Genomic DNA, 21,930 nt, shown 5'->3' with positions numbered 1-21,930 from the left:
AACCGCCCCTCACAGGCGTTTTCTTTTTAGCGAAAGGAAATTGCCTGTGTCTGACACCCCTCATTCTGCCCTCAAATGGGTCATGCGCTGCGGCTATGCCGCGCGCGGGATCATCTATTTCCTGATCGGAGGGCTGGCGTTCTGGGCGTCGTTCTCCTCAATGTCCAGCTCCGGAACCGAAGATACGCTCTCGGCGCTGCGGGCACAGCCCATGGGGGTTCCGGCGCTTTGGGCTATCGGGCTTGGCCTGATGGCCTATCTGGTTTGGCGTGTCACGGCGGGGATTGCGGACGTTGAGGATCATGGCACCGGGCCAAAGGGCCTGATCGCGCGAGGCGGCCAGATCGTGACCGGGTTGATCCACGGCGGGATCGGGTTGTCGGTGATTGGTCTGGCCTATGCCGGATCGGATCAAGGCGGCAGCGCAGCGCAGGATTGGACCGCGCGGTTGATGGCAATGCCGGCTGGCCGGTATCTGGTGGCGCTGGCGGCGGTGATCCTTGTCGGGGCAGGGATCTACTACATGCAGAAGGGCTGGCGCGGCAGTTACAAGTCGCATCTTGCCCGTTCACAGTTCACACAGAAGGTCGATCCTGTGCTGACCGCAGGTCTGATCATCTATGGTCTGATGCTGGCGCTGGTGGCCCTGTCGCTTGGCTTTGCCGCGCTGAATGCCGATCCCTCGCAGGCGGGCGGGTTGGGGCAGGCGCTGGACCAGTTGCGCAGTGCCTATCTGGGGCGGTTCTTGCTGGCCGGTGCCGGGCTGGGGCTGGTCGCCTTTGCCCTTTACAACATGGTCGAGGCCTGCTGGCGGGTCGTACCCAAGCTGTCAGCGCCGGATATCCGGACATTGGCCAGCTAAAGACCGGACTCTATAGCCACGGCAGAGGCGCTTCGGGGCTGGACCCAAGCGGCCCCTGCGGGTATCCAAGCGCAAAAGACGCGCCGCATCGCGGCAAGACGAAGGACACCGCCCGTGCCAGACCTGCTGATTGAACTGTTTTCCGAAGAAATCCCCGCGCGGATGCAAACCCGCGCCGCTGAGGATCTGAAAAAGCTGGTGACCAATGGGCTGGTCGAGGCGGGTTTGACCTATGGCTCTGCCGCTGCCTTTTCCACGCCGCGCCGGTTGACGCTGGCCGTGGGTGATATGTTGGCCGCCAGCCCGCGCACCGTCGAAGAACGCAAAGGCCCCAAGGCAGACGCGCCCGAAAAAGCCATCGAAGGGTTCCTGCGCGGTGCGGGCCTGACCCGCGACCAGCTTGAGGAACGCGATACCCCCAAGGGCAAGATCCTCTTTGCCAAGATCGAAAAGCCGGGCCGCGCGGCATCCGAGATCGTGGCCGAAGTCCTTGAACAGAGCATTCGCAATTTCCCATGGCCCAAATCCATGCGCTGGGGCAGTGGCAGCCTGAGATGGGTGCGCCCGCTGCATTCCATTCTGTGCATCATGTCCGCCGAAGACGGCGCCGAGGTTGTGGCGCTGGACGTGGACGGGATCACCTCTGGCGATGAGACCCGCGGTCACCGTTTCCTCGCGCCCGAGGCGATCAAAGTCACCAGCTTTGAGGACTACGCCGCCAAGCTGAAGCGGGCCTTTGTGGTTTTGTCGGCGGAAGAACGGGCCGAAACCATTTGGAACGATGCCATCAACATCGCCTTTGCCAATGGTCTCGAAGTGGTTGAAGACACAGGTCTGTTGGCCGAGGTTGCAGGGCTGGTCGAATATCCGGTGGTTCTGATGGGCCAGATTGCCGATGATTTTCTGGGCCTGCCGCCAGAGGTGCTTCAAACCTCGATGAAAGAACACCAAAAGTTCTTTTCCGTGCGCAATCCCAAAACGGGGCAGATCGAACGTTTTATCACCGTGGCCAACCGCACAACGGCGGACAATGGCGCGACCATTCTGGCGGGCAATGAAAAGGTACTGTCGGCGCGGCTGGCGGATGCGAAGTTCTTTTGGGAGAACGACCTGCGCACCGCGACCTCGAATGAGGGCATGAGCGCTTGGGTCAAATCGCTTGAGAATGTGACCTTCCACAACAAGCTGGGCACGCAGGCCGAATTGATTGAACGCATGGCGCTGTTGTCGGCTGATCTGGCACCGATGGTCGGGGCAGATGCAGATGAAGCGGCACGCGCGGCCCGTCTGGCCAAGGCGGATCTGAGTTCCGAAATGGTCTATGAATTCCCCGAACTTCAAGGGCTTATGGGCAGCTATTACGCCAAAGCGGCGGGTGAAAGCGATGCGGTTGCAGCAGCGGCCAAGGAACACTACGCGCCGCTTGGGCCATCCGATGATGTGCCAACAGCAGCGGTTTCCGTGGCCGTGGCGCTGGCGGAAAAAATCGACAAGCTGACCGGGTTCTGGGCGATTGATGAAAAGCCGACAGGATCTAAGGATCCCTTTGCCCTGCGCCGTGCGGCGCTGGGCGTGATCCGGATCTTGGTTGAGAATGACATTTCCCTGCGCATGGACCGCTTCATCGATGCACAACTTGTGCGCAACAAAGGGCAGTCCAACGGGGATCTCAAGACAGATCTGATCCGCGATTTGGTTGAAGAGATCGCCGAACACGGGGTGTTTGGCGCGGCGTTCAAGACTGTCAAAGAACGGCTTGCAGAGGGCGAATATAACGACGCCTTCAAAGAGTTGGGTGAACAGGTGCCGGACAAATCGGTGGACCTGCTTGGCTTCCTCCATGACCGCCTCAAAGTCTATCTGCGCGATCAAGGCGTGCGCCATGATATAATCGACGCCTGTATCGCAATGGAGGGCAACGACGATCTGACCTTGCTGGTCAAACGTGCCCGCGCCTTGTCCGAGACCCTGTCCACGGATGACGGTGAAAACCTGATCCAGGGCTTCAAACGCGCCAACAACATTCTGACACAGGCCGAAGCGGCGGATGGGGTGGAATACTCCTACGGCGCAGATATCAAATTTGCCGAAGTGGATGAGGAAAAGGCGCTTTTTGCCGCGCTGGACAAGGCCGAAGCCGCGATTGCCCCGGCAATGGCCGCGCAGGATTTCATCACAGCGATGTCCGCCATGGCCGCGCTGCGCGGGCCAATTGATGCGTTCTTTGATGCGGTGCAGGTCAACAGTGACAATGGCACCGTGCGCCGCAACCGTCTGAACCTGCTCAGCCGCATTCGCACCACATGTTCCTCGGTCGCGGATCTGACGCGGATTGATGGGTAGGCCTTGAAAATAGATTAAACGTGTGTATGTTTAATCTGTGGACATCGAATGGGATGAGCAAAAGCGCGAACGCACCCTTGCAGAGCGCGGGGTGGATTTTGCAGATGTGGAACATCTGGAATGGCCGCTGGCACTGACCCGCGAAGACAGCCGCAATAATTATGGCGAACGGAGATTTGTGACACTTGGGCCAATCCACGGCCGGTTGTGTGTGCTGGTCTGGTGCGAACGAAATGGTGCGATGCGGATCATCAGCCTGAGAAAGGCCAATCAAAGAGAAAGGCGTGCATATGACAGAGGGGTCTAAAAGTTACATTGATCGCGACGGTGACGCGCTTGAGCTGGATGACGCTTGGGTTTCATCGGCCAAACGCGGCCGGCCAACCATGCCAGCATCGGTCCGGAAAAAGCGGGTCAATCTGATGCTGGATCCGGATGTGGTTGATGGTTTGAAGGCACATGGAAACATGAGCGCGGAGGTAAATAGCATTCTGCGCAGGGCGCTTGGTCTCTGAGCCAGACGCCTTTCTCTTGCCAGTTGGCGTCAACTGCCTATGCTGCACCTGAACACGAAAGGTGCTGCGGTGCAGAATAATCCACATACAACGCTTGTGACGGCCGACGGTCCGATTGCGAATGACACCCACGGCGGGCGGGCGAAATGTCTGCAACGGCTGGTGCGGCTGGATCTGCCGGTGCCGCGCACGGTGGCGCTGTCTTTTGATGCGGTGCAAAAGATCGCCGAAGGGCATTTGCCCGATGTGGACGCCGTGGTGGCGCAGTTTCCCAAAGAGGCGTTGCTTTGTGTGCGCCCCTCCAGTCAGGATCCGGATTGGGGCGGGCCGGGGGCGGTGTTGAACATTGGCATCAATGGCGCACGGTTTGATGAGTTTTGCCAGACCATGGGCGAAGAGCCGGCAGCGGCGCTTTATACCCGTTTTGTCCAGACCTATGCGATCAACGTGGCCCGGCTTGATCCGGATATGTTTGACGATGTGACCGGCGATGGCCGCGCCGCGTTGGAACAATCGCTCTGGGCCTATGAACAAGAGACCGAGGAAAGCTTTCCTCAAGATCCGGCCAAACAGCTGGCGGGCGTATTGCGCTCAATGGCGCGGGCCTGGGGCGGCACCTCGGCGCGGCTTTTGCGGCAGGCCAAAGGGGCGCCTGCGGATGCGGGGCTTGGCCTTGTGGTGCAGGAGATGGCCTTTGGCGTTGGCACCGGTCAATGCGGTTCGGGGGTTTTGCAACTGGTGGACAGCGATACCGGGCTGCCGCAGATCAAGGGTCGCTATCTGAGCCAATCGCAGGGGCGCGACGCGTTGCAAGGCGATTCAGAGGCGCTGTACCTGACCAAAGATCCGCGCGGCATGTCGCTTGAGGAGTTGGTGCCTGACGCCTTTGCCGAGCTGACCCAGCATGCGGCCTTGATGCGGGCCAAGCTGCGCGAGGAAATGCAGGTCGAATTTGTGGTGCAGGATGGTGCCTTGCACATTCTGGACGGTGTGCGCGTGGTGCGTTCATCGCGAGCGGCGGTGCGTATTGCCGTGCGGTTGGCAGATGACAAGATCATCCCCCGAGAAGAGGCATTGATGCGGGTGGAACCGCGCACATTGACCGAGCTGTTGCACCGGCAGGTTGACCCCAAGACCAAGCGTGACGTGATCGGGCGCGGCATTGCTGCCAGCCCCGGCGCGGCCACGGGCCGGATCGTGTTTTCCGCAACCGAGGCGCAGGCCAGCGCGTCACGCGGTGAACCTTGCATTCTGATCCGTCGCGAAACCAGCCCCGAAGACATTCGCGGGATGCATGCGGCCAGCGCGGTTTTGACGGAACGAGGCGGGATCACCAGCCATGCCGCCGTGATTGGACGCGGGCTTGGCCTGCCTTGCGTTGTTGGCGCGTCTTCGATGAAGCTGAACCTGAAGAAAAAGCAGATCACCGCGCCGGATGGCCGGGTGTTCAATGCAGGTGACGAGATCACACTGGATGGGTCAAACGGCGAAGTTCTGGCGGGCAGTGTGAAAATGCAAGAGGCCGCGCTGGACGAAACCTTCAACAAACTGCTCGACTGGGCAGAGCAGGTCGCGGATATCGGCATTCGCGCCAATGCGGACACGCCAGCGGACGCGCAAACCGCCCGCAATTTTAACGCCCATGGCATCGGGCTGTGCCGCACGGAACACATGTTCTTTGATCCCGGCCGCCTGACCGTGATGCGTGAAATGATCTTTGCCGAAACCGGCGAGGATCGCCGTGCGGTGCTGGAACGGCTTTTGCCGATGCAGCGGGATGACTTCACCCAATTGTTCCGCATCATGCAGGGGCAACCGGTGTGCATTCGTCTGTTTGATCCACCCTTGCACGAATTCCTGCCCGCCGATCGGATTGGCCAGCGCGAGCTGGCCGAGGCGCTGAACCTGCCCTTGTCGGATGTGACCCGCCGCATCGAGGCAATGAGCGAATACAATCCGATGCTGGGTCTGCGCGGTGTGCGTCTTGGCGTCACCGTGCCAGAGATTTACGAGATGCAGGCGCGGGCGATTTTTGAGGCGACGATTGCGGCAAGCAAGGATGGCGAACCTGTCGTGCCTGAGATCATGATCCCGCTGGTCAGCGCCAAACGCGAGGTTGAGCTGATCAAGACCTCCGTGGATGCGGTGGCGGCGGCGGTGCGCACCGAAAGCGATGCCAGCTTTACCTACCGGTTGGGTGTAATGGTGGAAACGCCGCGTGCGGCGTTGCGCGCGGCGGAAATTGCACCGCATTGCGCCTTTCTCAGCTTTGGCACCAACGATTTGACCCAGATGACCTATGGGTTGTCGCGCGACGATGCCGGGCGGTTCATGTCCGATTATGTGCAACAGGGGGTCTTCCCAGAAGATCCGTTTCATGTTCTGGATATTGAGGGTGTGGGCGAGCTTTTGCAGTTGGGTGCGGAGCGCGGGCGGGCGGCGCAGCCCGGCCTCACGCTGTCGATCTGCGGTGAGCACGGCGGCAACCCCGAATCGATTGCATTCTGCCGGGAATCGGGGTTCGATTACGTTTCTTGCTCTCCATTTCGTGTTCCGGTAGCAAGGTTGGCTGCTGCACAACTCGCAATTCAGCACAAGATCGGGTAGAAATCCCCAGCGGATCAACAATACCGGCCAATTTTTTCCACAAATGTCGCACCCGTTAACGGGTGGGTTTACCAGAACGCGGATTCTGGATAGGCGCTCAGCTGAGTTAACAGCACACGAGGCGCAGCATGCGTTGGTTTCAGACTTCGATTTTCGCGGCACTTTTGTCGGCCATTGTGATCACGCCTGTGGTCGCAACAGCCAACGCAGAAAAGGCTGAAGAGCTGGCAAAAGTAGAGGCAAAAGGCCTCAAGTCTGCCGGGGACAAACGATTGAAGTCGTTGGTGACAGCACCGAAAGAAGCCAAGTCCAATGTCGAGTTTTCGCGCAAGTGGATCGACGCACAGCCAAAGGCCTCAGGATCGGCACAGTGGCGTTGTCTGGCCGAGGCGCTTTACTTTGAGGCGCGTGGTGAGACCGTTAAGGGCCAGTTTGCTGTGGCCGAGGTGATCCTGAACCGGGTGGAAAGCAAACGCTTTCCCAGCACCCCTTGCGGTGTGATCAATCAAGGGACGGGCCGCAAGTACCAGTGTCAGTTCACCTACACCTGTGATGGCCACAAAGAGGTGATCGCAGAGCCGCGCGCCTTTGCCCGCGTGTCCAAAGTGGCCCGCGCCAGCCTTGACGGCAAAGCGCCGGAGCTGACGGATGGCGCCACCCATTACCACACCACGGCGGTCAAACCGCGCTGGTCGCGCGTTTACACCCGCACGGCCCGCATTGGTGTGCATCTGTTCTACCGTCACACATGGCGTACTGCGTCCAACTGATTTTTGCCCAAAAGGGCGTGTTCCGGTGCTGGTCTGCCGGAAAAATGGCTGCTAATGCGGCTCGGATCGGCTATGCCCGCATCTGAATACACCCATTGAAGGCCAGAACCATGTCGAACGAAGTCCGCCTTGCCTTTGCGCATCCCTCAGAGCGTGCAGAGGCCATGGCCGATGACACCCCGCTGGATCGCATTTCCCTGCGCGATCATATCGTCGAGGTCGAGATCGGCGCGTTTCAGGCTGAACGCGGCGTGACCCAGCGCATCTGCTTTAACGTCGTCGTCGAGGTGCAGCCGCTGACCGGACCGATTGAAGACGATGTGGACCGCATTCTCAGCTATGACCGTGTGACCGAGGCGATTGCCGCCGAACTGGCTGTGGAACGTCTGGCATTGCTTGAAACACTGGCCGAACGGGTTGCGGATCGCATTTTGTTGGAACCGCAGGCGATGCGGGCCTTTGTCCGCATCGAAAAGCTGGACCGTGGCCCCGGCGCATTGGGGGTCGAGATCGTCCGCGCCCGCGTGGCAGCGGCACCCGTGGCCGAGGTGGCCCAGGAGGCCCCGCCGCAGCCTCAGATGGTGTTTCTGGGCAATGCCGCAATAGCCTCGCCCCATTTGACCGGCTGGTTGGATCAACTGACCGCGCAGGGCAAACCACTGATCATTTGTGTCGGGCCCGCGGATGCGGCAGCGCCGCAGTTGTCGCACAAGATGGCACAGCGCCGGATTGATCTGTTGGCGATTGAACAAAACGCATGGGTTCTGGCGTCCAAAGACGACCGCTGCGTTGTGGTGGACACGCGCACCGAACTCGACTGGGCGATGAAGAATGGGCAGACCTGTGTCTGGGCACCGTCCAAGATTGTACTGGATTCCGTTGACACCCCCTCAGCGCAGCCGCGCGATGCGGTGGCGCTGGCCGCGTGGTTTGCCGCCTCGATGGAGGCCGAAGATATGCTGGTGATCGGTGCCGATCTGCCTGATGCCGCAACGGTGCCGCTCAAGGCTGTTCCGGTCGACCAAGGCACGCTGTGACCGGGCGCGACTACTTCCGCCCGCTTGTGCAGTGCGGCCCGGCGCGGCCCGATCATGCGCTAGAGCTTGCGGGGGGGTGGGGCTGGTTTTCTGAAGTCGAAGTGCTGCGCCGGGGCGCGTCCGCCCGGATCATTCCGGCACGAGACCTGCCAGCAGAGGCCGCAGGCCGCCTGACCACGACGCGCCCGCAAGTGGCGATGATGACCATGGACCGCCCGCGGGTGATGGGCATCTTGAACACCACACCGGACAGTTTCTCGGATGGCGGCGTTCACGCGGCGGAACAAGACGCCGTGCGTGCCGGATTGCAGATGCAGGCGGCAGGCGTTGATCTTCTGGACATCGGCGGCGAATCTACGCGCCCCGGCGCAGAAACCGTGGCTGTGGACGAAGAAATCCGCCGCACCGCCCCTGTGATCGAAAGCTTGCGCGCCACAGGCGTAGATTTCGCCATTTCCATCGACACCCGTAAGGCGACCGTGGCCGAAAGCGCCATGCGGGCGGGGGCAGATCTGGTCAATGATGTCTCGGGCCTGACCTATGATGATGCGCTCGCGCCTTTTTGCGCGGCGCGATCCTTGCCGGTCTGTGTGATGCATGCACAAGGCGATCCCGAAACCATGCAACAAGATCCACGATATGATGATGTGTTGTTGGATGTGTTCGACTACTTGGCGGGCCGCATTGACTCGCTTGAGGCACAAGGCATCCCGCGCAGCCGGATCATCGCTGATCCCGGTATCGGCTTTGGCAAGACGCTGGATCACAACCTGACCCTTCTGGCGCGGCTGAGCCTGTTTCACGATCTTGGGGTGCCGATCCTGCTGGGCGCATCGCGCAAGCGGTTTATCGGCACCATCGGCAATGCCCCACAGGCAGATCACCGCGCACCGGGGTCGATTGCGGTTGCCCTTGCAGGTCTTGCCCATGGTATTCAGATCCTGCGTGTGCATGATGTGGCGCAAACGATACAGGCAATTGCGCTGTGGCGGGCTGCCATGGCAGGAAGACAGGCATGACAAAGCTTTTTGGCACAGACGGCGTGCGCGGCACCGCCAACACCTATCCTATGACCGCCGAGATGGCCCTGCGCATTGGCGCGGCTGTGGGGCAGTATTTCCGGCGTGATAACAAAGGCGTGCACCGCGTCGTGATTGGCAAGGATACGCGGCTGTCGGGCTATATGTTTGAAAACGCACTGACCGCCGGATTGACCAGCACAGGTATGAACGTGCTGCTGTTGGGGCCGGTGCCGACCCCGGCGGTGGGGTTGTTGACCCGGTCCATGCGGGCCGATCTGGGCGTGATGATTTCGGCCAGCCACAATCCGGCCCATGACAACGGTATCAAATTCTTTGGGCCTGACGGGTTTAAGCTGTCGGATCAGGCTGAGGCCGAGATTGAGGCGCTTGTGGCCGAAGGAGTTGAGCCCTCTGACGCCGCAGACATCGGCCGCGCCAAACGCATCGATGACAGCCGCTTTCGCTATATTGAGCGGGTGAAATCTTCCTTCCCGCGCCAGATGCGTCTGGACGGGCTGAAGGTGGTGATTGATTGCGCCAATGGCGCGGCGCACCACGTCGCCCCGATGACATTGTGGGAGCTGGGCGCAACCGTGATCCCGGTGGGCGTGGCCCCAAACGGGCATAACATCAACGAAGGCTGCGGATCGACGCATCCACAATCGGCGGCAGAAACTGTTGTGGCCCACGGCGCGGATGTCGGGATCTGTCTGGACGGTGATGCCGACCGGGTGATCCTGATCGACGAAAAAGGCAATGTTGGCGATGGCGATCAGTTCATGGCGCTGATGGCCGCCCGCTGGGCAGAAGAAGAGCGGCTGAAGGGCAACGCCCTTGTTGCAACGGTCATGAGCAATCTTGGATTGGAGCGGTTCCTGGACGCCCGCGGTCTGCGGCTCGAACGCACCAATGTTGGCGATCGCTATGTGGTTGAACGGATGCGGCAGGGTGGCTTCAACCTTGGCGGCGAACAATCGGGACATATTGTGATGACCGATTATGCCACGACCGGTGACGGACTGATGGCGGGCATGCAGTTTCTGGCGGAATTGGTGCGTGGAGAGCGCAGGGCGTCAGAGCTTTTGCATCAGTTCGATGCGGTGCCGCAACTCCTTAAGAACGTGCGCTTTGGCGCGGGACAGACACCGCTTGATATGGCCCCGGTGAAGGCCGCGATTGCGCAGGCCGAGGCGGATTTGTCCGGTGGTGGGCGGTTGCTGATCCGCAAGTCGGGCACAGAACCTTTGGTCCGGGTGATGGCAGAGCACGAAGATGCGGCGCTGATGGAGCGTTGTGTGGATGGTGTCGTGGCGGCTGTGACAGAGGCCGTCGGCGGTTAAGTCCCGGCCCGGCCAAACAACCGGCGCAACGCGCCGAATTGGCTGATCGCAACACCGGCCAAGATCAAGACCATCGCATAGAGCAGCGAGGGCGGCATTGGTTCGGCCAAGATCCACGCGCCCAGCACCACAGACCAGACCGGCACCTGATAATTGACCAAAGACATAAAGACCGGACCGGCGCTGCGCACCACCAGCACTCGCAGAATATTGGCGGCGGCGGTTGGGATCAGCCCTAAAAAGGCAAGCACAACAAGGGTTTGATTGTCGGGCAAGGGCGGTAGGCCTTCGGTGATAAGGGCCAGCGGCACGGTGATCGCAGAGGCGATCAACAGCAAGACAGTGGCAAGACCGATCGGGTCAACCGCTGGAAGGCGACGCATCAGGATCGAGCTGATGGAATAACAACAGGCCGCCCCAATACAGGCGGTACGCCCTATGGGTTCCAGCAAGCCACCCGAGGTCTCAAAAGCCTGCCCGCCGATCAGAACCACAACCCCGCAAAATCCGATGGCAAACCCGATAGAGCGGCGCAGGGTCAACCGTTCGCCGGGCACAAAGAAATGCGCCAGCACCAGCATGATCAGCGCGGTTGAGGCCATGGACACACCCGCAAAGCCAGAGGTCACATGTTGTTGGCCCCAGGCCAGCAAGGAAAAAGGCACCGCAGAGCTGGCCGCGCCAATTGTGAACAGGGCCGCCCGCTGTGGCCCGCTTAATGGCGCTCGAAACAGCGCGAACCCGCGTAAGCCCCATACGGCCACCATGACCAGCGCCGCAAACACAATGCGCGATGCCGCCAGCCAGAACGGGGTGATGCCGCGCAGCGCGACTTCGGTGACCATAAACGTGCCGCCCCAGACAAAGGCAAGCGTGGCCACCATCAGCCAGCTATAGACGGTGATGCGCGGGGTGGTGTCAGGTGCCATTGTCGTCGATCACATAAGGAGAGGTTGCAGGCGCACCCTGCGCAGTGACATAGCGGCGTTCGACAGTTTCGCCCGCATCATCTCTGGCAAAATGTAGCACTCTGTCATGGTCTGGATAGGTCACGGTGTCGCCGCTGCTGCGTGTGCCGATGACCAGATAGCTCAGCGGTTTGTCAGATCTGTTTTGAACACAATGCCCCAAGGGGGCTCCAGCCTTGAAAGTTGCGGCGTCACCAGGGGTTAGCTGATGTTCTTCATCCCCCTCAAGCACCGTCGCAATGCCGTCCAGAACATAAATCATCTCGTCCTCATGCGCGTGCCAATGCTTGACCGATGACGCCGATCCCGGTGGCAGGGTTTCGACAAAAGCGCCGAACTGGCTCAGCCCGCCGCTGTCGGAAAAAAGGATCGCCTCGAACGGCCCGCAGGGGTTGTTCTTGCCATCACCGCTATCGCGTTTTGCGTCGGCTTTCTTGATGATGGGCATTTTGACTGTCCTTGACCTAGGGGTGATGCGTCCACGCAAAAGACCCCGGCAGAGGGGCGGGGTCAATGAGTTTCACTTCGCCATGGGGCGAAGGATGGCTGGCCTGTTTGCGTTAGCGGGCCAGTCCGAGTCTACGGGGAATCCGAGCTTGCAGATTTACCAGCCGTTGAACCTTGGCCAGAACCCGCCTTGCAGCAGATGGTATCCCTCATAGCCACCCGCCGCTGTGAGGCAGGCATGTCCGGGCAAGATCCGCACCTGTGTGCCAATGGGCAGGCGGTCAAAAATCGCCGGGTCTTTGACCGTGACCGTTCCGTGTTCCTGATGCACGGTGTTGATGCTCAGCCCTAGCGGGGTCAGATCTTTGGCATCGCACAGCCAGCCAAAGCGGGCATCGGGCAGAAAGATGTTGGCGCCAATGTCCTTTGACATGGCCAATGCGCCCGCATCGACGGTCAAAACGCCCGCGCTGCGGTTGTGGCCAATCACGGTGGCCAGAACAGTCAACGCGATATCCTCACGCTCGCAGACGCCGCGGCCAAATTGGCTCAGATCCCAGACCATGTAGATCCCGCAACGCATTTCATCGATGCCATCTAGGTTTTCTGCATGCAGGACCGTCGGTGTCGACCCGGCAGAGACTATCGGCACCTCAATCCCGGCGGCCCGAAGACGCTTTGCCGCGGTGGTGGCGGCGTTGACCTCATCATCTGCAATCTCTTTGATCCGCGCGATCTGGTTGGTGCTGTAGGAATGGCCCGCATGGGTCATGATACCCGCAAGTTGGCCGCCCAACACCCGCGCAATACCCTCCAAGTCGTTGTTACCGCTTTCGATTCCGCCGCGATGTTCGCCGCAGTCAATCTCGATCATGGCACGGTTGGGCAGGCCGCTTTGCACCAGGGCCTGCGCCATCTCGATCGAATCGAGGGTCAGTGTCAGCTGCTTGCCGGTTTCAGTGTTGATCCGCCGGACGTGATCAAACTTGTTGGGTGTGATCCCCGCCGCATGCAGGATGTCATCAAAGCCCGCGCGGGCAAAAACCTCGGCCTCGCGGAGCGTAGAAACCGTGATCCGCGCCATCTTTCCGTCCGTCGCAAGTTTGGCCGCTTCAATGGATTTGAGCGTTTTCAGATGTGGGCGCAAGGCGACACCGCGGGCCGCGCAATGGCTGCGCATCTTGGCGGCATTTGCCTTCAACCGCTCCTGGTCGAGGATAAGGCAGGGCGTTTCCATGTCCGCGAATTGCATGGTGTCTTACTCCTGAAATACGGTGGCCTCGGCAGAGAAGGCCCAAAAAAAAGCGCCCAGCAGAAAGGGCTGCTGGGCGCTGAATTGTCGTGATCTAAAGCCTTAGTTCTTGGCTTTGTCGACCATCTTGCCGGCAGAGATCCAAGGCATCATGTCGCGCAGCTTGCCGCCGACGACTTCGATCTGGTGCTCGTCGTTTGCACGGCGCGAGGATTTGATTGTTGGCTGGCCAACAGCGTTTTCCAACATGAAGTCACGCACAAATTTTCCGGACTGGATGTCGCTCAGAACCGCTTTCATACGGGCCTTTGTCTCGTCATATGGCAGAATGCGCGGGCCGGAGACGTACTGGCCGTACTCAGCTGTGTTGGAGATGGAGTAATCCATGTTGGCGATGCCGCCTTCATAGATCAGGTCCACGATCAGTTTGGTTTCGTGCAGGCATTCGAAATAGGCCATCTCAGGCTCATAGCCCGCTTCGACAAGTGTCTCGAAACCCATGCGGATCAGCTCAACGATACCGCCGCACAGAACGGCCTGTTCGCCAAAGAGATCGGTTTCGCATTCTTCGCGGAAGTCGGTTTCGATGATGCCAGAACGCCCGCCACCGATGGCAGAGCAATAGGACAGGCCGATTTCCAGCGCCTTGCCGGATGCGTCTTTGTCAACGGCCACAAGGCAAGGCACGCCGCCGCCTTTGGTGTATTCGCCGCGCACAGTGTGACCGGGGCCTTTTGGCGCCATCATGATTACGTCGATGCCTTCTTTGGGTTCAATCAGGCCAAAGTGGACGTTCAAACCGTGGGCAAATGCGATTGCTGCGCCTTCACGGATGTTGTCGTGAACATATTTTTTGTAGGTTTCGGCCTGCAGTTCGTCGGGCATGGTGAACATGATCACGTCGGCCCATGCTGCGGCTTCGGAGATTTCCATAACCTTGAGGCCTTCGCCTTCGGCTTTTGCCTTGGAGGCAGAGCCGTCGCGCAGGGCAACAACGAGGTTTTTCGCACCGCTGTCACGCAGGTTCAGCGCGTGGGCGTGGCCCTGAGAGCCATAGCCGAGGATGGCGACTTTTTTGTCTTTGATGAGGTTAACGTCACAGTCACGGTCGTAATAAACGCGCATTTTGGCGGTCCTTTCGAGGTCATAAATCTGAGGTTCAACATACCCATTGTTGTGAGAGGGGCCATTGCTGTTTTATGAGTTTATTTGGCCAAATGAAGATGATAATGCGTGATATGTGAGAAAAGTGGAAAAATCATGCTTGATGACATGGATCGCCGTTTGTTGCGCTATTGGCAGGCAGAACCAAGCCTGAGCCCGGGTGAATTGGCCGAACGTTGCGGCATGACACCGGGCAAGGCGGCGCGGCGGATTGCCAAGATGGAAGATGACGGCATCGTGCAGGGGGTGAGCGCGGTGGTGAACTGGGCCGCGCTTGGCTATGCGGTGGAGGTGTCTTTGCGGGTGACGCTCGACAAAACCCAAAGCAATGCCTTTGACGCCTTTCTCGCCGAGGCGCGACAGGTGCCCGAGGTGATCGAGGTGCAGACCTTTCTGGGCCGTGTTGATGTGCGCCTGTCGATCATTGCCCGTGACATGGCCCATTATCAGCAGATTTACCGCAGCCGCATCCTGACCCTGCCGCATATTGCGGACATTGAGGCCTTGATGCAGGTGGCGCGGATCAAATCAGAACAGACTTTGCCGATATGATTGATCTGGATGACATTGACCATCAGTTGATCCGGTCACTGGCGCGGGACGCGACACAAAGCGCCTCTGCATTGGGGCGGCGCTATGGGCTCAGCCAGCCTGCCACATGGCGCCGCATCCGGCGGCTTGAGGAGGAGGGGATCTTGCGCGGGCGCAGGCTGCGGCTGAACGCAGAAAGCCTTGGCTTTGGGGTGACGGTGTTTTTGGGCATCAAACTGGCCACCAAAGGGCGCGTGAGCCTTGAGGATTTCGAGCGTGCGGTTGCGGCGATCCCCGAGGTGCAGACGGTGGAGCATGTGCTGGGCCTCTATGATTACCGTTTGCGGGTTGTGGCGCGGGATTTGCCGGATTTTGAACGGGTGCTGCGGCGGCGCATCATGACCTTGCCCGGCGCGGGTGAAGTTGAGGCCAATGTGCTGCTGAGCGAAGAGCGCCTGCCGGGGCCGCTTGGTCTTTAGGCGGGGTGCAGAAGGGGCCAGACAACCATGATTTTCGTGTTAGCATGATCCCAAGGAGGAGCCATATGCCCCAGATCAAAGCCAATGCTGCCTTGCAGACCGTCATCACCACATTCGAATGCTCGCCCGGAACATGTCAGGATTTGCTGGACCTGCTGACGCAGGCCTATGCCGAGTTTATCTCGAAACAACCGGGGTTCACCGGCGCGGGTCTGCATGTGAATGACGCGGAGACGCGGATTGCGAATTATTCCCAATGGGCCACCCGCGATGATTTCAAGGCGATGCTGCGCACCGACGAGATGCGCCGCCGCAACCGCGAGATTGCCAAGCTGTGTACCCGGTTTGAGCCGGTGATGTACGAGGTCGCCGCCGCCTTTCCCGAATAGGGGTGCAGGGCAGGGGCGCTTGAGTTATGCATTGTGTAAAACTTGAGTGCAAAGGATCGCGGCATGTTTATTCAGTTGCTTTTGGGAAGTGGTTTGATCGCGATCACGGCCATTGCCGCTGCGATGTCGTGGTGGGGGTTGGAGCTGGCACTGGCGCGCAGTCACCGCTGGGTGATCCGTCCGCCGCACGGGCCTAAGCTGACCATTTTGTTGTCTTTTGCGATGCTTTGGACATTGGTGATGATGACAGCGGCGGTCTGGATCTGGGCCGTGGCGCTGTGGTTGTTGCAGATTTTTGTGACCTTTGAGGCGTCGGTGTATTTCTCGCTGGTCGCTTTCACGACGCTCGGCTTTGGCGACGTCCTGTTGCCGGTGGAATGGCGGCTGCTGGGCGGGCTTGCTGCGGCAAACGGCCTTTTGATCTTTGGGTTGCTGACTGCGATGTTGGTCGAAACCCTGCGCCAGATCCGCACCCGCCAGCGCGGCGGATCGGTCTGACGGGCCGGGCGCCAATTGCGGCTATGAAACCCCAGGGCCTGCGCGGCGAGGGATGACCAAATCAGAAGGGGAACAACCTATGGCTTTGCTCGACACAATTGACCCAAGCGGGTTGGATGAGTTTTCCGTGGTCTTCACGGACCGGTCGCTCAACCATATGTCCGCCAGTTTTCAACAGGTAATGCGCGATATCTCCGAGTTGATGAAGGAGGTCTACAACGCCGATGCGGTGGCCCTGATCCCCGGCGGCGGCACCTACGCGATGGAGGCCGTGGCGCGCCAGTTTGCCCGTGGCGCCGAGGTATTGGTGGTGCGCAACGGCTGGTTCTCCTATCGCTGGAGCCAGATCATCGAAAGCGGCGATCTGACCGGCAATGCCACGGTGATGAAAGCGCGGCCGCAGGGCAATGCGCCGCAAAGCCCCTTTGCGCCTGCACCGATTGAAGATGTGATCGCGGCCATTCACGAAAACAAACCGCAGGTGGTCTTTGCCCCGCATGTGGAAACCAGCGCCGGGGTGATCCTGCCCGATGATTACATCACCACGATGGCGCAGGCGGCGCATGAGGTTGGGGCGCTGATGGTGCTCGATTGCATCGCGTCGGGTTGCGCGTGGGTGGACATGAAAGCCCTTGGCGTGGATGTGGCAATCTCGGCGCCGCAAAAGGGGTGGAGCGCCTCACCAAGTGCGGGCATTGTGATGATGTCCGCCGCCGCTGAGGCGCGGCTGGCAGAAACACAATCGGACAGTTTCGCCATTGATCTGGCGAAATGGCGCAGCATCATGAAGGCCTATGAAGATGGCGGTCATGCCTATCATGCCACAATGCCGACCGATGCCTTGCGGGCGTTCCGCGATACGGTGGTCGAGACCAAGGAATACGGATTTGACCGCTTGAAAGAGGCGCAATGGCGGCTTGGTGATGGGGTTCGGGCGATGTTGGCGGCCAAGGGCGTGACCTCGGTCGCGGCGGATGGCTTTGGTGCGCCGGGGGTCGTGGTCAGCTATACCTCCGACCCGCAGGTGCAGAACGGCAAGGCCTTTGCCGAGAGGGGCATGCAGATCGCCGCTGGTGTGCCGTTGCAGGTGGGCGAGCCGGAGGGGTTCAGCACATTCCGTCTGGGGCTGTTTGGTTTGGACAAGCTTTATGATGTGGACGCCACATTGGCGCGGCTGGCGGCTGTGTTGGATGAGGTTGTTTGAGGGGGTGGTTCTTGGGGGGGAAATGTCGGCTTTGCGGACAAAGTGACGTTGGCGCAACGCTCTTTTTTTGATAAAAGCCGCCTGCGAAGTACCCTAAAGAAAGTGCTGGCCAGATGAAGATGAAATGCAGGCTTGGAGAGCCGCATAATGGTTGGCTCCCTTTCAATTTGACTATCAACGATTATCGGCTCGAAATTGAGGTTTCAGATGTACCCCAAAATCCTGTTGATAATCTGGTCACAGGATTAGGTCGGGCGCTGGATGGCCTTGAGTCCGAAACTTGGCTTAATTTAGAGCCCGCTAGCTATTATCTAAGATTTACGCCCGTTTCATGCCAAGGAATCTGCTTCCGCATAGAATTCGCTGACCAAGATACCCAACAGCGGAAACACCGAACAACAGAGCTTGAACTAAGAGGAACCAGAGAGGAAATCATTCTTCCGTTTTGGCGGGCAGTCAAAGAGTTCGAGAGCCATTCCTTTTCGGAAAGTGCTTGGCCCAGAACCGATGGTACCGCACTCACAATGCTAGAAAAAACTATCAAGAGCTAGTGAGAGCAAAGGGCTCATAGTTGCCATCTGACAACGCAGGTCGGGTTTCGAAGGATAGCTGCCGCCGAATGTGCGGAGCGAAGTGCCATTCCTCGCAGGTCCGAAAGCTGGATGCTGGTTTTGGGCCGCGCTAGCTTAGGTTGGAAGTCTGAACACTCGCTTAAACCTCTTGTCTGCGTCCAGATCATCAACCAATTTTGCGACAGCTCTCCATTCTGACCATTTTTGACCGGCAAGACGGTATTTTACTGCGATAGTTCGAAAATCCGCGTAGGCAACCAAGTATCTTTTGTTTCTTTCAGAGAGTTCTGCGCTTAACTCGATGAGCTCTTCGGTAGCTTCATATTGTTTCCGGGCGTTTTCCAAATTTCCAGAAAACAACTCTATGTCAGCGAGCAACAAATTGAAGCCAACTGAATGTGGGGCCCGTTGAACCAAATTTTGCGCCGCCTTTTTTGCCTTGGAGAATTCGCCTTGTCGAGCGAGCTCTTGCGCCCGGTAAACTCGAAAATTGTTGATTAGTCTCATTTGAATTTGGTCTCGTAAGTCCTTGCGGAAGCTAGCACCTAGCCTGTGCCAGTCAAAAAGATTTAGATGAGGGCTCAAGGCCGACATCTGGCAGCTTCGGTAAGCCTTGCCAACCGGTAAGGTGGGGCACGACATATAGGAGCGGCAGGCGAAGGGCGGCTGTGTGGACTAAGCGGCTGCCCATTCTTGTGATCTGGTGGCTTATGTCCTAAGCCTCGTCATACTCGCCCAACGTGTGCAAAGCATGAGGCATAACATGAAACGACTCTACTTTTCTTTCGCCGTTGTTTTGTTGGTAGCTTCGTATGTATCGTACTACCGATTTTATGACGAAATGTATTGGCCGGGGTCAGCGCATGAAAGAATCCAAAGTGCTGCTCGTGCAATACAAGAAAACGGCAAAACGGTAGGTGGGTGCTATTCTTCTCAGAATGCCTTAAATATCGCAGATAAGGCTCCAGAAGCCCTCAAAGCCTGCTTGCTACTGATCGAGCCGATAGGTGAATTCATTGAAGAGCACCCTAGAGAATACATCAAGCGCTTCTACCGTGCACAACAAGGGGGGCGCGTGTGCGAAATCACGCTCTCCACAACTTGGAATGAACAAAGGATTGTTGGTTCGGACTGCTACTATGGGTTGTTCGAAGGCAGTTCCTACGAAGGAACCGGGATGACCGACGATCCATTTGGATAACAAAAGTCGTTCCTGTAACTCTGGGCTCAAAACGGACATCTGGCAGCTTCAGTCTGCGAAAGGCGCTACACAACAAGAACAAGCGTCCCCCGAGCCGACCAACGTGGTGGGATGACCCAATTACCGCACCCCGAGGCCCATTTGCATCAGCATTTTACGCACCTGCGGCATCGCATAAAGTGCATTGAGACCGGCCGCGCGGGCGTCGCGGGCCAGAGGGCTGCTGGCTTGGCTGGCGCGGTTGAGCAGATCAATGCCGCGCACCCGCAGTTGGATATCGGCATAGCGGGCCTTGTGATATTTCTCCAGCATCGCCGCATCGCCCAGCGTTTCGGGATGCGCCACTGCCAGATCAAGCAGGCATGCCAGATCATTGAGCGACATGTTCAGCCCCTGCGCCCCGATAGGCGGCACCACATGGGCGGCCTCTGCGATAAGCGCCAGACGTTCGCCGCTGAGCCGGTCCGCGTGTTGGTTGATGATCGGCCAGACATTGCGCGGGCTGGCCAAGGTGAGAGGACCAAACAGATGGCAGGACCGCTCTGACATTTCGGCCTCGAATGCGGCGGTGTCCGTTGCTGCGCGGGCGACTGTCAGGGGGCCATCGTCCATCCAGACCACCGCCGATGAGGGCATGCTATTCAGATCGGGCAGGGGCACCAGCGTGAACGGCCCGCCTGTGCGGTGCACCTCGGTTGAGACATTTTCGTGTGGGATCGGATGGGTCACGGCAAAGGCCAGTGCCTTTTGCCCATAACGCCGGGTGCTGACGGAAATGCCTGCCGCCTCGCGCATCGGGCTGGCGCGGCCATCGGCGGCGACCACCAGTTTGCAGCGCAGGCGGCTGCCATCGGTCAGGCCCACGCGGGCCTCTGCGGTGCGGGTGAACAGCGATGTTGTGCCAGTACCGGGCCGGAAATCCACATTGGGCAGATCATCCAGCCGCGCCACCAGTTCCCGGCGGAGCAGCCAGTTGGGAAAGTTCCAGCCGAAGGGCTGGTCCGAGATGTCGCTGGCATCAAATTCGCGGGTGACGCGCGGTTCAGCCACCTCGCCGCCCGCATCCACGATCCGCATGATTTGCAAAGGGGCCGCATGGGGGGCAAGCGCGGGCCATATCTCGGCCGATTCCAGCACCCGCCGGGCCGGTTGCAGGAATGCCGTGGTGCGCATGTCGGCGCCTTGTGCATCCTTTTCGACAACGGGCGGGGCCGGATCCACACAGATCACATCAAAACCAGCGGTGCCAAAGGCCGCCGCTGCCGTCAGCCCGGCAATCCCGCCACCCGAGATCAGAATATCGCAATCAAAAGCCATGAGTTACACTTATGCTTTCACCCGTTCGAGGAAACCCCGAAGATCATCGGTATGGTAGTCAATATGCGCGGCATGCTGTCGCGCAGGGGCCACATGCACCGTGCGCATGCCCATTTCAAAAGGTGCGGACAGGTTGCGGGCATCATCCTCAAACATCGCGGCACTGGCGGGATCAAGCCCGTCGGCGGCGAACACTTTGTCAAAGGCTTCGCGATCCGGTTTGGGCAGAAAATCGGCGTGTTCAACGCCATAGATCGCGTCAAACAGGCCAGAAAGCCCCCGCGCGGCCAGCACCCTTTCGGCATAGGGCGCACAGCCGTTGGTATAGACAATGCGCCGCCCCGGCAGGCTGCGGATTTCGGCGGCCAAGTCGGGATCGGGGGTCAGGCTGTCCATGGAAATATCATGCACGTCCACCAAATAGGGCGCGGGATCCACGTCATGTTCGCGCATCAACCCGGCCAATGTGGTGCCGTGTTCGTGCCAGTATTTGCGGCGCAGACGGTCCGCCTCGGGTTGGTCCACCTTGAGTTCCTGCATCACCCAGTTGGTCATGCGCACCTCAATCAGGTCAAACAGCCGCGCCTCGGGCGGGTACAGCGTATTGTCCAGATCAAAGACCCAAGTGTCGATATGAGAGAAAGCATCACGTGGCATATGTTTGGCTTAGGCGCTTGGCGGGCGCTTCGCAAGGGTGCTGCGGGCTTGCGCCGAAAGGATCAAACAGTAAGGTGGCGGCAATCAAAGGAAGATTGCCATGGCCGCGCCCAAACCTGGATCAACAGACGCTTATTCGATGATACTTGAGGCCATCGATGTGGGCACCTATCGCCCCGGTGATCGGCTGGTGGAAAGTGAATTGGCAGACCGCTTTGGCGTGTCACGCACACCGGTGCGCGAGGCGTTGCAGCGGCTTGAAACCCAATCGCTTTTGACGCGGGACGGGCGCAGCTTGATCGTGGCGTCGTTGGATCACAACCAAACCGCCGAGCTTTATGTGGTCCGCGGTGAGCTGGAGGGGCTGGCGGCCCGTCTGGCCGCGCGCCATGCCACCGAGGAAGAGGTGCGCGTGTTGCGCGAAATGGTCGAGGCGGACAACAAGCTGGTTAATGACCCTTCGGCCCTGTCGCGCAGCAACCGCCGGTTTCACAAGCAGATCCATCTGTCCTCGCACAACCGCTATCTGGTGCAACAGCTTGACCTTTTGTACCGCTCCATGGCGCTTATGGCGACGACATCCCTGGCCGCCGAAGGGCGCGGAGAACTGGCGCAGGCCGAGCATGACAAGATCGTATCAATGATCGAAGCGCGGGATGAAGATGGCGCAGATGAAGCGTTGCGCAGCCATATTTCGGTGGCTTTTGTGACCCGGCTCAAGCAAGAAGCGGCGCGGCGCGAAGACGAAGGATAGG

At 59.3% G+C, this 21,930-nt stretch carries 23 protein-coding genes; 16 read left to right on the top strand and 7 right to left on the bottom strand.

Annotation, left to right across the window (positions count from 1 at the left end; translation table 11 throughout):
- Window positions 1-46 precede the first annotated feature (46 nt).
- From C8N31_RS05050 to glmM, 9 genes are all read left to right on the top strand, one after another.
- Window positions 47-862: a DUF1206 domain-containing protein gene (locus C8N31_RS05050; RefSeq protein WP_231476847.1), complete on the top strand. Its 816-nt coding sequence runs from the start codon at window positions 47-49 to the stop codon at window positions 860-862.
- A 114-nt stretch (window positions 863-976) separates the two neighbouring features.
- Window positions 977-3,205: a glycine--tRNA ligase subunit beta gene (glyS, locus tag C8N31_RS05045; protein ID WP_025048813.1), complete on the top strand. Its 2,229-nt coding sequence runs from the start codon at window positions 977-979 to the stop codon at window positions 3,203-3,205.
- A 37-nt stretch (window positions 3,206-3,242) separates the two neighbouring features.
- Window positions 3,243-3,512, top strand: coding sequence for a BrnT family toxin (locus C8N31_RS05040; RefSeq protein ID WP_025048814.1), 270 nt, complete (start codon window positions 3,243-3,245; stop codon window positions 3,510-3,512).
- Window positions 3,496-3,720 (top strand): BrnA antitoxin family protein, encoded by a 225-nt coding sequence (locus C8N31_RS05035; RefSeq protein WP_025048815.1) that lies wholly within the window; start codon window positions 3,496-3,498, stop codon window positions 3,718-3,720. Before C8N31_RS05040 ends, C8N31_RS05035 begins: the two co-directional genes overlap by 17 nt.
- A gap of 39 nt (window positions 3,721-3,759) precedes the next feature.
- The gene (locus C8N31_RS05030; RefSeq protein WP_051544628.1) at window positions 3,760-6,327 is read left to right on the top strand and encodes a putative PEP-binding protein; all 2,568 of its coding nucleotides are present in this window, start codon (window positions 3,760-3,762) and stop codon (window positions 6,325-6,327) included.
- A gap of 128 nt (window positions 6,328-6,455) precedes the next feature.
- Window positions 6,456-7,097: a cell wall hydrolase gene (locus C8N31_RS05025; RefSeq protein WP_025048817.1), complete on the top strand. Its 642-nt coding sequence runs from the start codon at window positions 6,456-6,458 to the stop codon at window positions 7,095-7,097.
- A gap of 110 nt (window positions 7,098-7,207) precedes the next feature.
- Window positions 7,208-8,134, top strand: a complete 927-nt coding sequence (locus tag C8N31_RS05020) for a dihydroneopterin aldolase (RefSeq protein WP_025048818.1) — start codon at window positions 7,208-7,210, stop codon at window positions 8,132-8,134.
- On the top strand, window positions 8,131-9,153 hold the full coding sequence (folP, locus tag C8N31_RS05015) for a dihydropteroate synthase (protein WP_025048819.1): 1,023 nt from the start codon (window positions 8,131-8,133) through the stop codon (window positions 9,151-9,153). The genes C8N31_RS05020 and folP overlap by 4 nt, the downstream gene beginning before the upstream one ends.
- Window positions 9,150-10,496, top strand: a complete 1,347-nt coding sequence (gene glmM / locus C8N31_RS05010; RefSeq protein ID WP_025048820.1) for a phosphoglucosamine mutase — start codon at window positions 9,150-9,152, stop codon at window positions 10,494-10,496. The genes folP and glmM overlap by 4 nt, the downstream gene beginning before the upstream one ends.
- Here the strand turns inward: glmM and C8N31_RS05005 are convergent.
- The 4 genes from C8N31_RS05005 to ilvC all read right to left on the bottom strand — a co-directional run bounded on the left by C8N31_RS05005 (window position 10,493) and on the right by ilvC (window position 14,288).
- A complete protein-coding gene (locus tag C8N31_RS05005; protein ID WP_025048821.1) occupies window positions 10,493-11,425 on the bottom strand; it encodes a DMT family transporter in 933 nt (310 codons plus the stop codon). The two genes, glmM and C8N31_RS05005, sit on opposite strands and share 4 nt — an antisense overlap.
- Window positions 11,415-11,912 (bottom strand): cupin domain-containing protein, encoded by a 498-nt coding sequence (locus C8N31_RS05000; protein WP_025048822.1) that lies wholly within the window; start codon window positions 11,910-11,912, stop codon window positions 11,415-11,417. Before C8N31_RS05000 ends, C8N31_RS05005 begins: the two co-directional genes overlap by 11 nt.
- A gap of 156 nt (window positions 11,913-12,068) precedes the next feature.
- Window positions 12,069-13,163: an alanine racemase gene (locus C8N31_RS04995; protein WP_025048823.1), complete on the bottom strand. Its 1,095-nt coding sequence runs from the start codon at window positions 13,161-13,163 to the stop codon at window positions 12,069-12,071.
- Between the two features lie 102 nt (window positions 13,164-13,265).
- The gene (gene ilvC, locus C8N31_RS04990) at window positions 13,266-14,288 is read right to left on the bottom strand and encodes a ketol-acid reductoisomerase (RefSeq protein ID WP_025048824.1); all 1,023 of its coding nucleotides are present in this window, start codon (window positions 14,286-14,288) and stop codon (window positions 13,266-13,268) included.
- A gap of 135 nt (window positions 14,289-14,423) precedes the next feature.
- Here ilvC and C8N31_RS04985 point away from each other — a divergent pair, with 135 nt between their 5' ends.
- From C8N31_RS04985 to C8N31_RS04965, 5 genes are all read left to right on the top strand, one after another.
- Window positions 14,424-14,879, top strand: a complete 456-nt coding sequence (locus C8N31_RS04985; RefSeq protein WP_025048825.1) for an Lrp/AsnC family transcriptional regulator — start codon at window positions 14,424-14,426, stop codon at window positions 14,877-14,879.
- The gene (locus C8N31_RS04980) at window positions 14,876-15,337 is read left to right on the top strand and encodes an Lrp/AsnC family transcriptional regulator (protein ID WP_025048826.1); all 462 of its coding nucleotides are present in this window, start codon (window positions 14,876-14,878) and stop codon (window positions 15,335-15,337) included. The genes C8N31_RS04985 and C8N31_RS04980 overlap by 4 nt, the downstream gene beginning before the upstream one ends.
- Window positions 15,338-15,402: 65 nt before the next feature.
- Complete coding sequence (locus tag C8N31_RS04975; RefSeq protein WP_025048827.1) at window positions 15,403-15,726, top strand: antibiotic biosynthesis monooxygenase family protein; 324 nt, start codon at window positions 15,403-15,405, stop codon at window positions 15,724-15,726.
- A gap of 63 nt (window positions 15,727-15,789) precedes the next feature.
- Window positions 15,790-16,224, top strand: coding sequence for an ion channel (locus tag C8N31_RS04970; protein ID WP_025048828.1), 435 nt, complete (start codon window positions 15,790-15,792; stop codon window positions 16,222-16,224).
- A gap of 79 nt (window positions 16,225-16,303) precedes the next feature.
- A complete protein-coding gene (locus C8N31_RS04965) occupies window positions 16,304-17,428 on the top strand; it encodes an aminotransferase class V-fold PLP-dependent enzyme (RefSeq protein ID WP_025048829.1) in 1,125 nt (374 codons plus the stop codon).
- A gap of 686 nt (window positions 17,429-18,114) precedes the next feature.
- Here C8N31_RS04965 and C8N31_RS04955 read toward each other — a convergent pair.
- Window positions 18,115-18,585: a tetratricopeptide repeat protein gene (locus C8N31_RS04955; RefSeq protein WP_156026906.1), complete on the bottom strand. Its 471-nt coding sequence runs from the start codon at window positions 18,583-18,585 to the stop codon at window positions 18,115-18,117.
- Between the two features lie 178 nt (window positions 18,586-18,763).
- Here C8N31_RS04955 and C8N31_RS04950 point away from each other — a divergent pair, with 178 nt between their 5' ends.
- Window positions 18,764-19,201: a hypothetical protein gene (locus tag C8N31_RS04950; protein ID WP_107992348.1), complete on the top strand. Its 438-nt coding sequence runs from the start codon at window positions 18,764-18,766 to the stop codon at window positions 19,199-19,201.
- A 120-nt stretch (window positions 19,202-19,321) separates the two neighbouring features.
- On the opposite strand, the gene C8N31_RS04945 is transcribed toward C8N31_RS04950, so the two are convergent.
- Entirely contained in the window at window positions 19,322-20,518 is a 1,197-nt protein-coding gene (locus C8N31_RS04945) for a UbiH/UbiF family hydroxylase (RefSeq protein WP_025048832.1), read from the bottom strand.
- A gap of 9 nt (window positions 20,519-20,527) precedes the next feature.
- Window positions 20,528-21,175, bottom strand: coding sequence for a pyrimidine 5'-nucleotidase (locus C8N31_RS04940; protein WP_025048833.1), 648 nt, complete (start codon window positions 21,173-21,175; stop codon window positions 20,528-20,530).
- Between the two features lie 100 nt (window positions 21,176-21,275).
- Here C8N31_RS04940 and C8N31_RS04935 point away from each other — a divergent pair, with 100 nt between their 5' ends.
- Window positions 21,276-21,929 (top strand): GntR family transcriptional regulator, encoded by a 654-nt coding sequence (locus C8N31_RS04935; RefSeq protein WP_025048834.1) that lies wholly within the window; start codon window positions 21,276-21,278, stop codon window positions 21,927-21,929.
- The last annotated feature ends 1 nt before the right edge of the window (window position 21,930 follow it).

Origin of the sequence: Sulfitobacter mediterraneus (genome assembly GCF_003054325.1) — a bacterium.
GTDB classification, from domain to species: Bacteria; Pseudomonadota; Alphaproteobacteria; order Rhodobacterales; family Rhodobacteraceae; genus Sulfitobacter; species Sulfitobacter mediterraneus.
The sequence above is the reverse complement of the archived record's forward strand: the minus strand, read 5'-3'. Positions and strand labels throughout refer to the sequence as shown.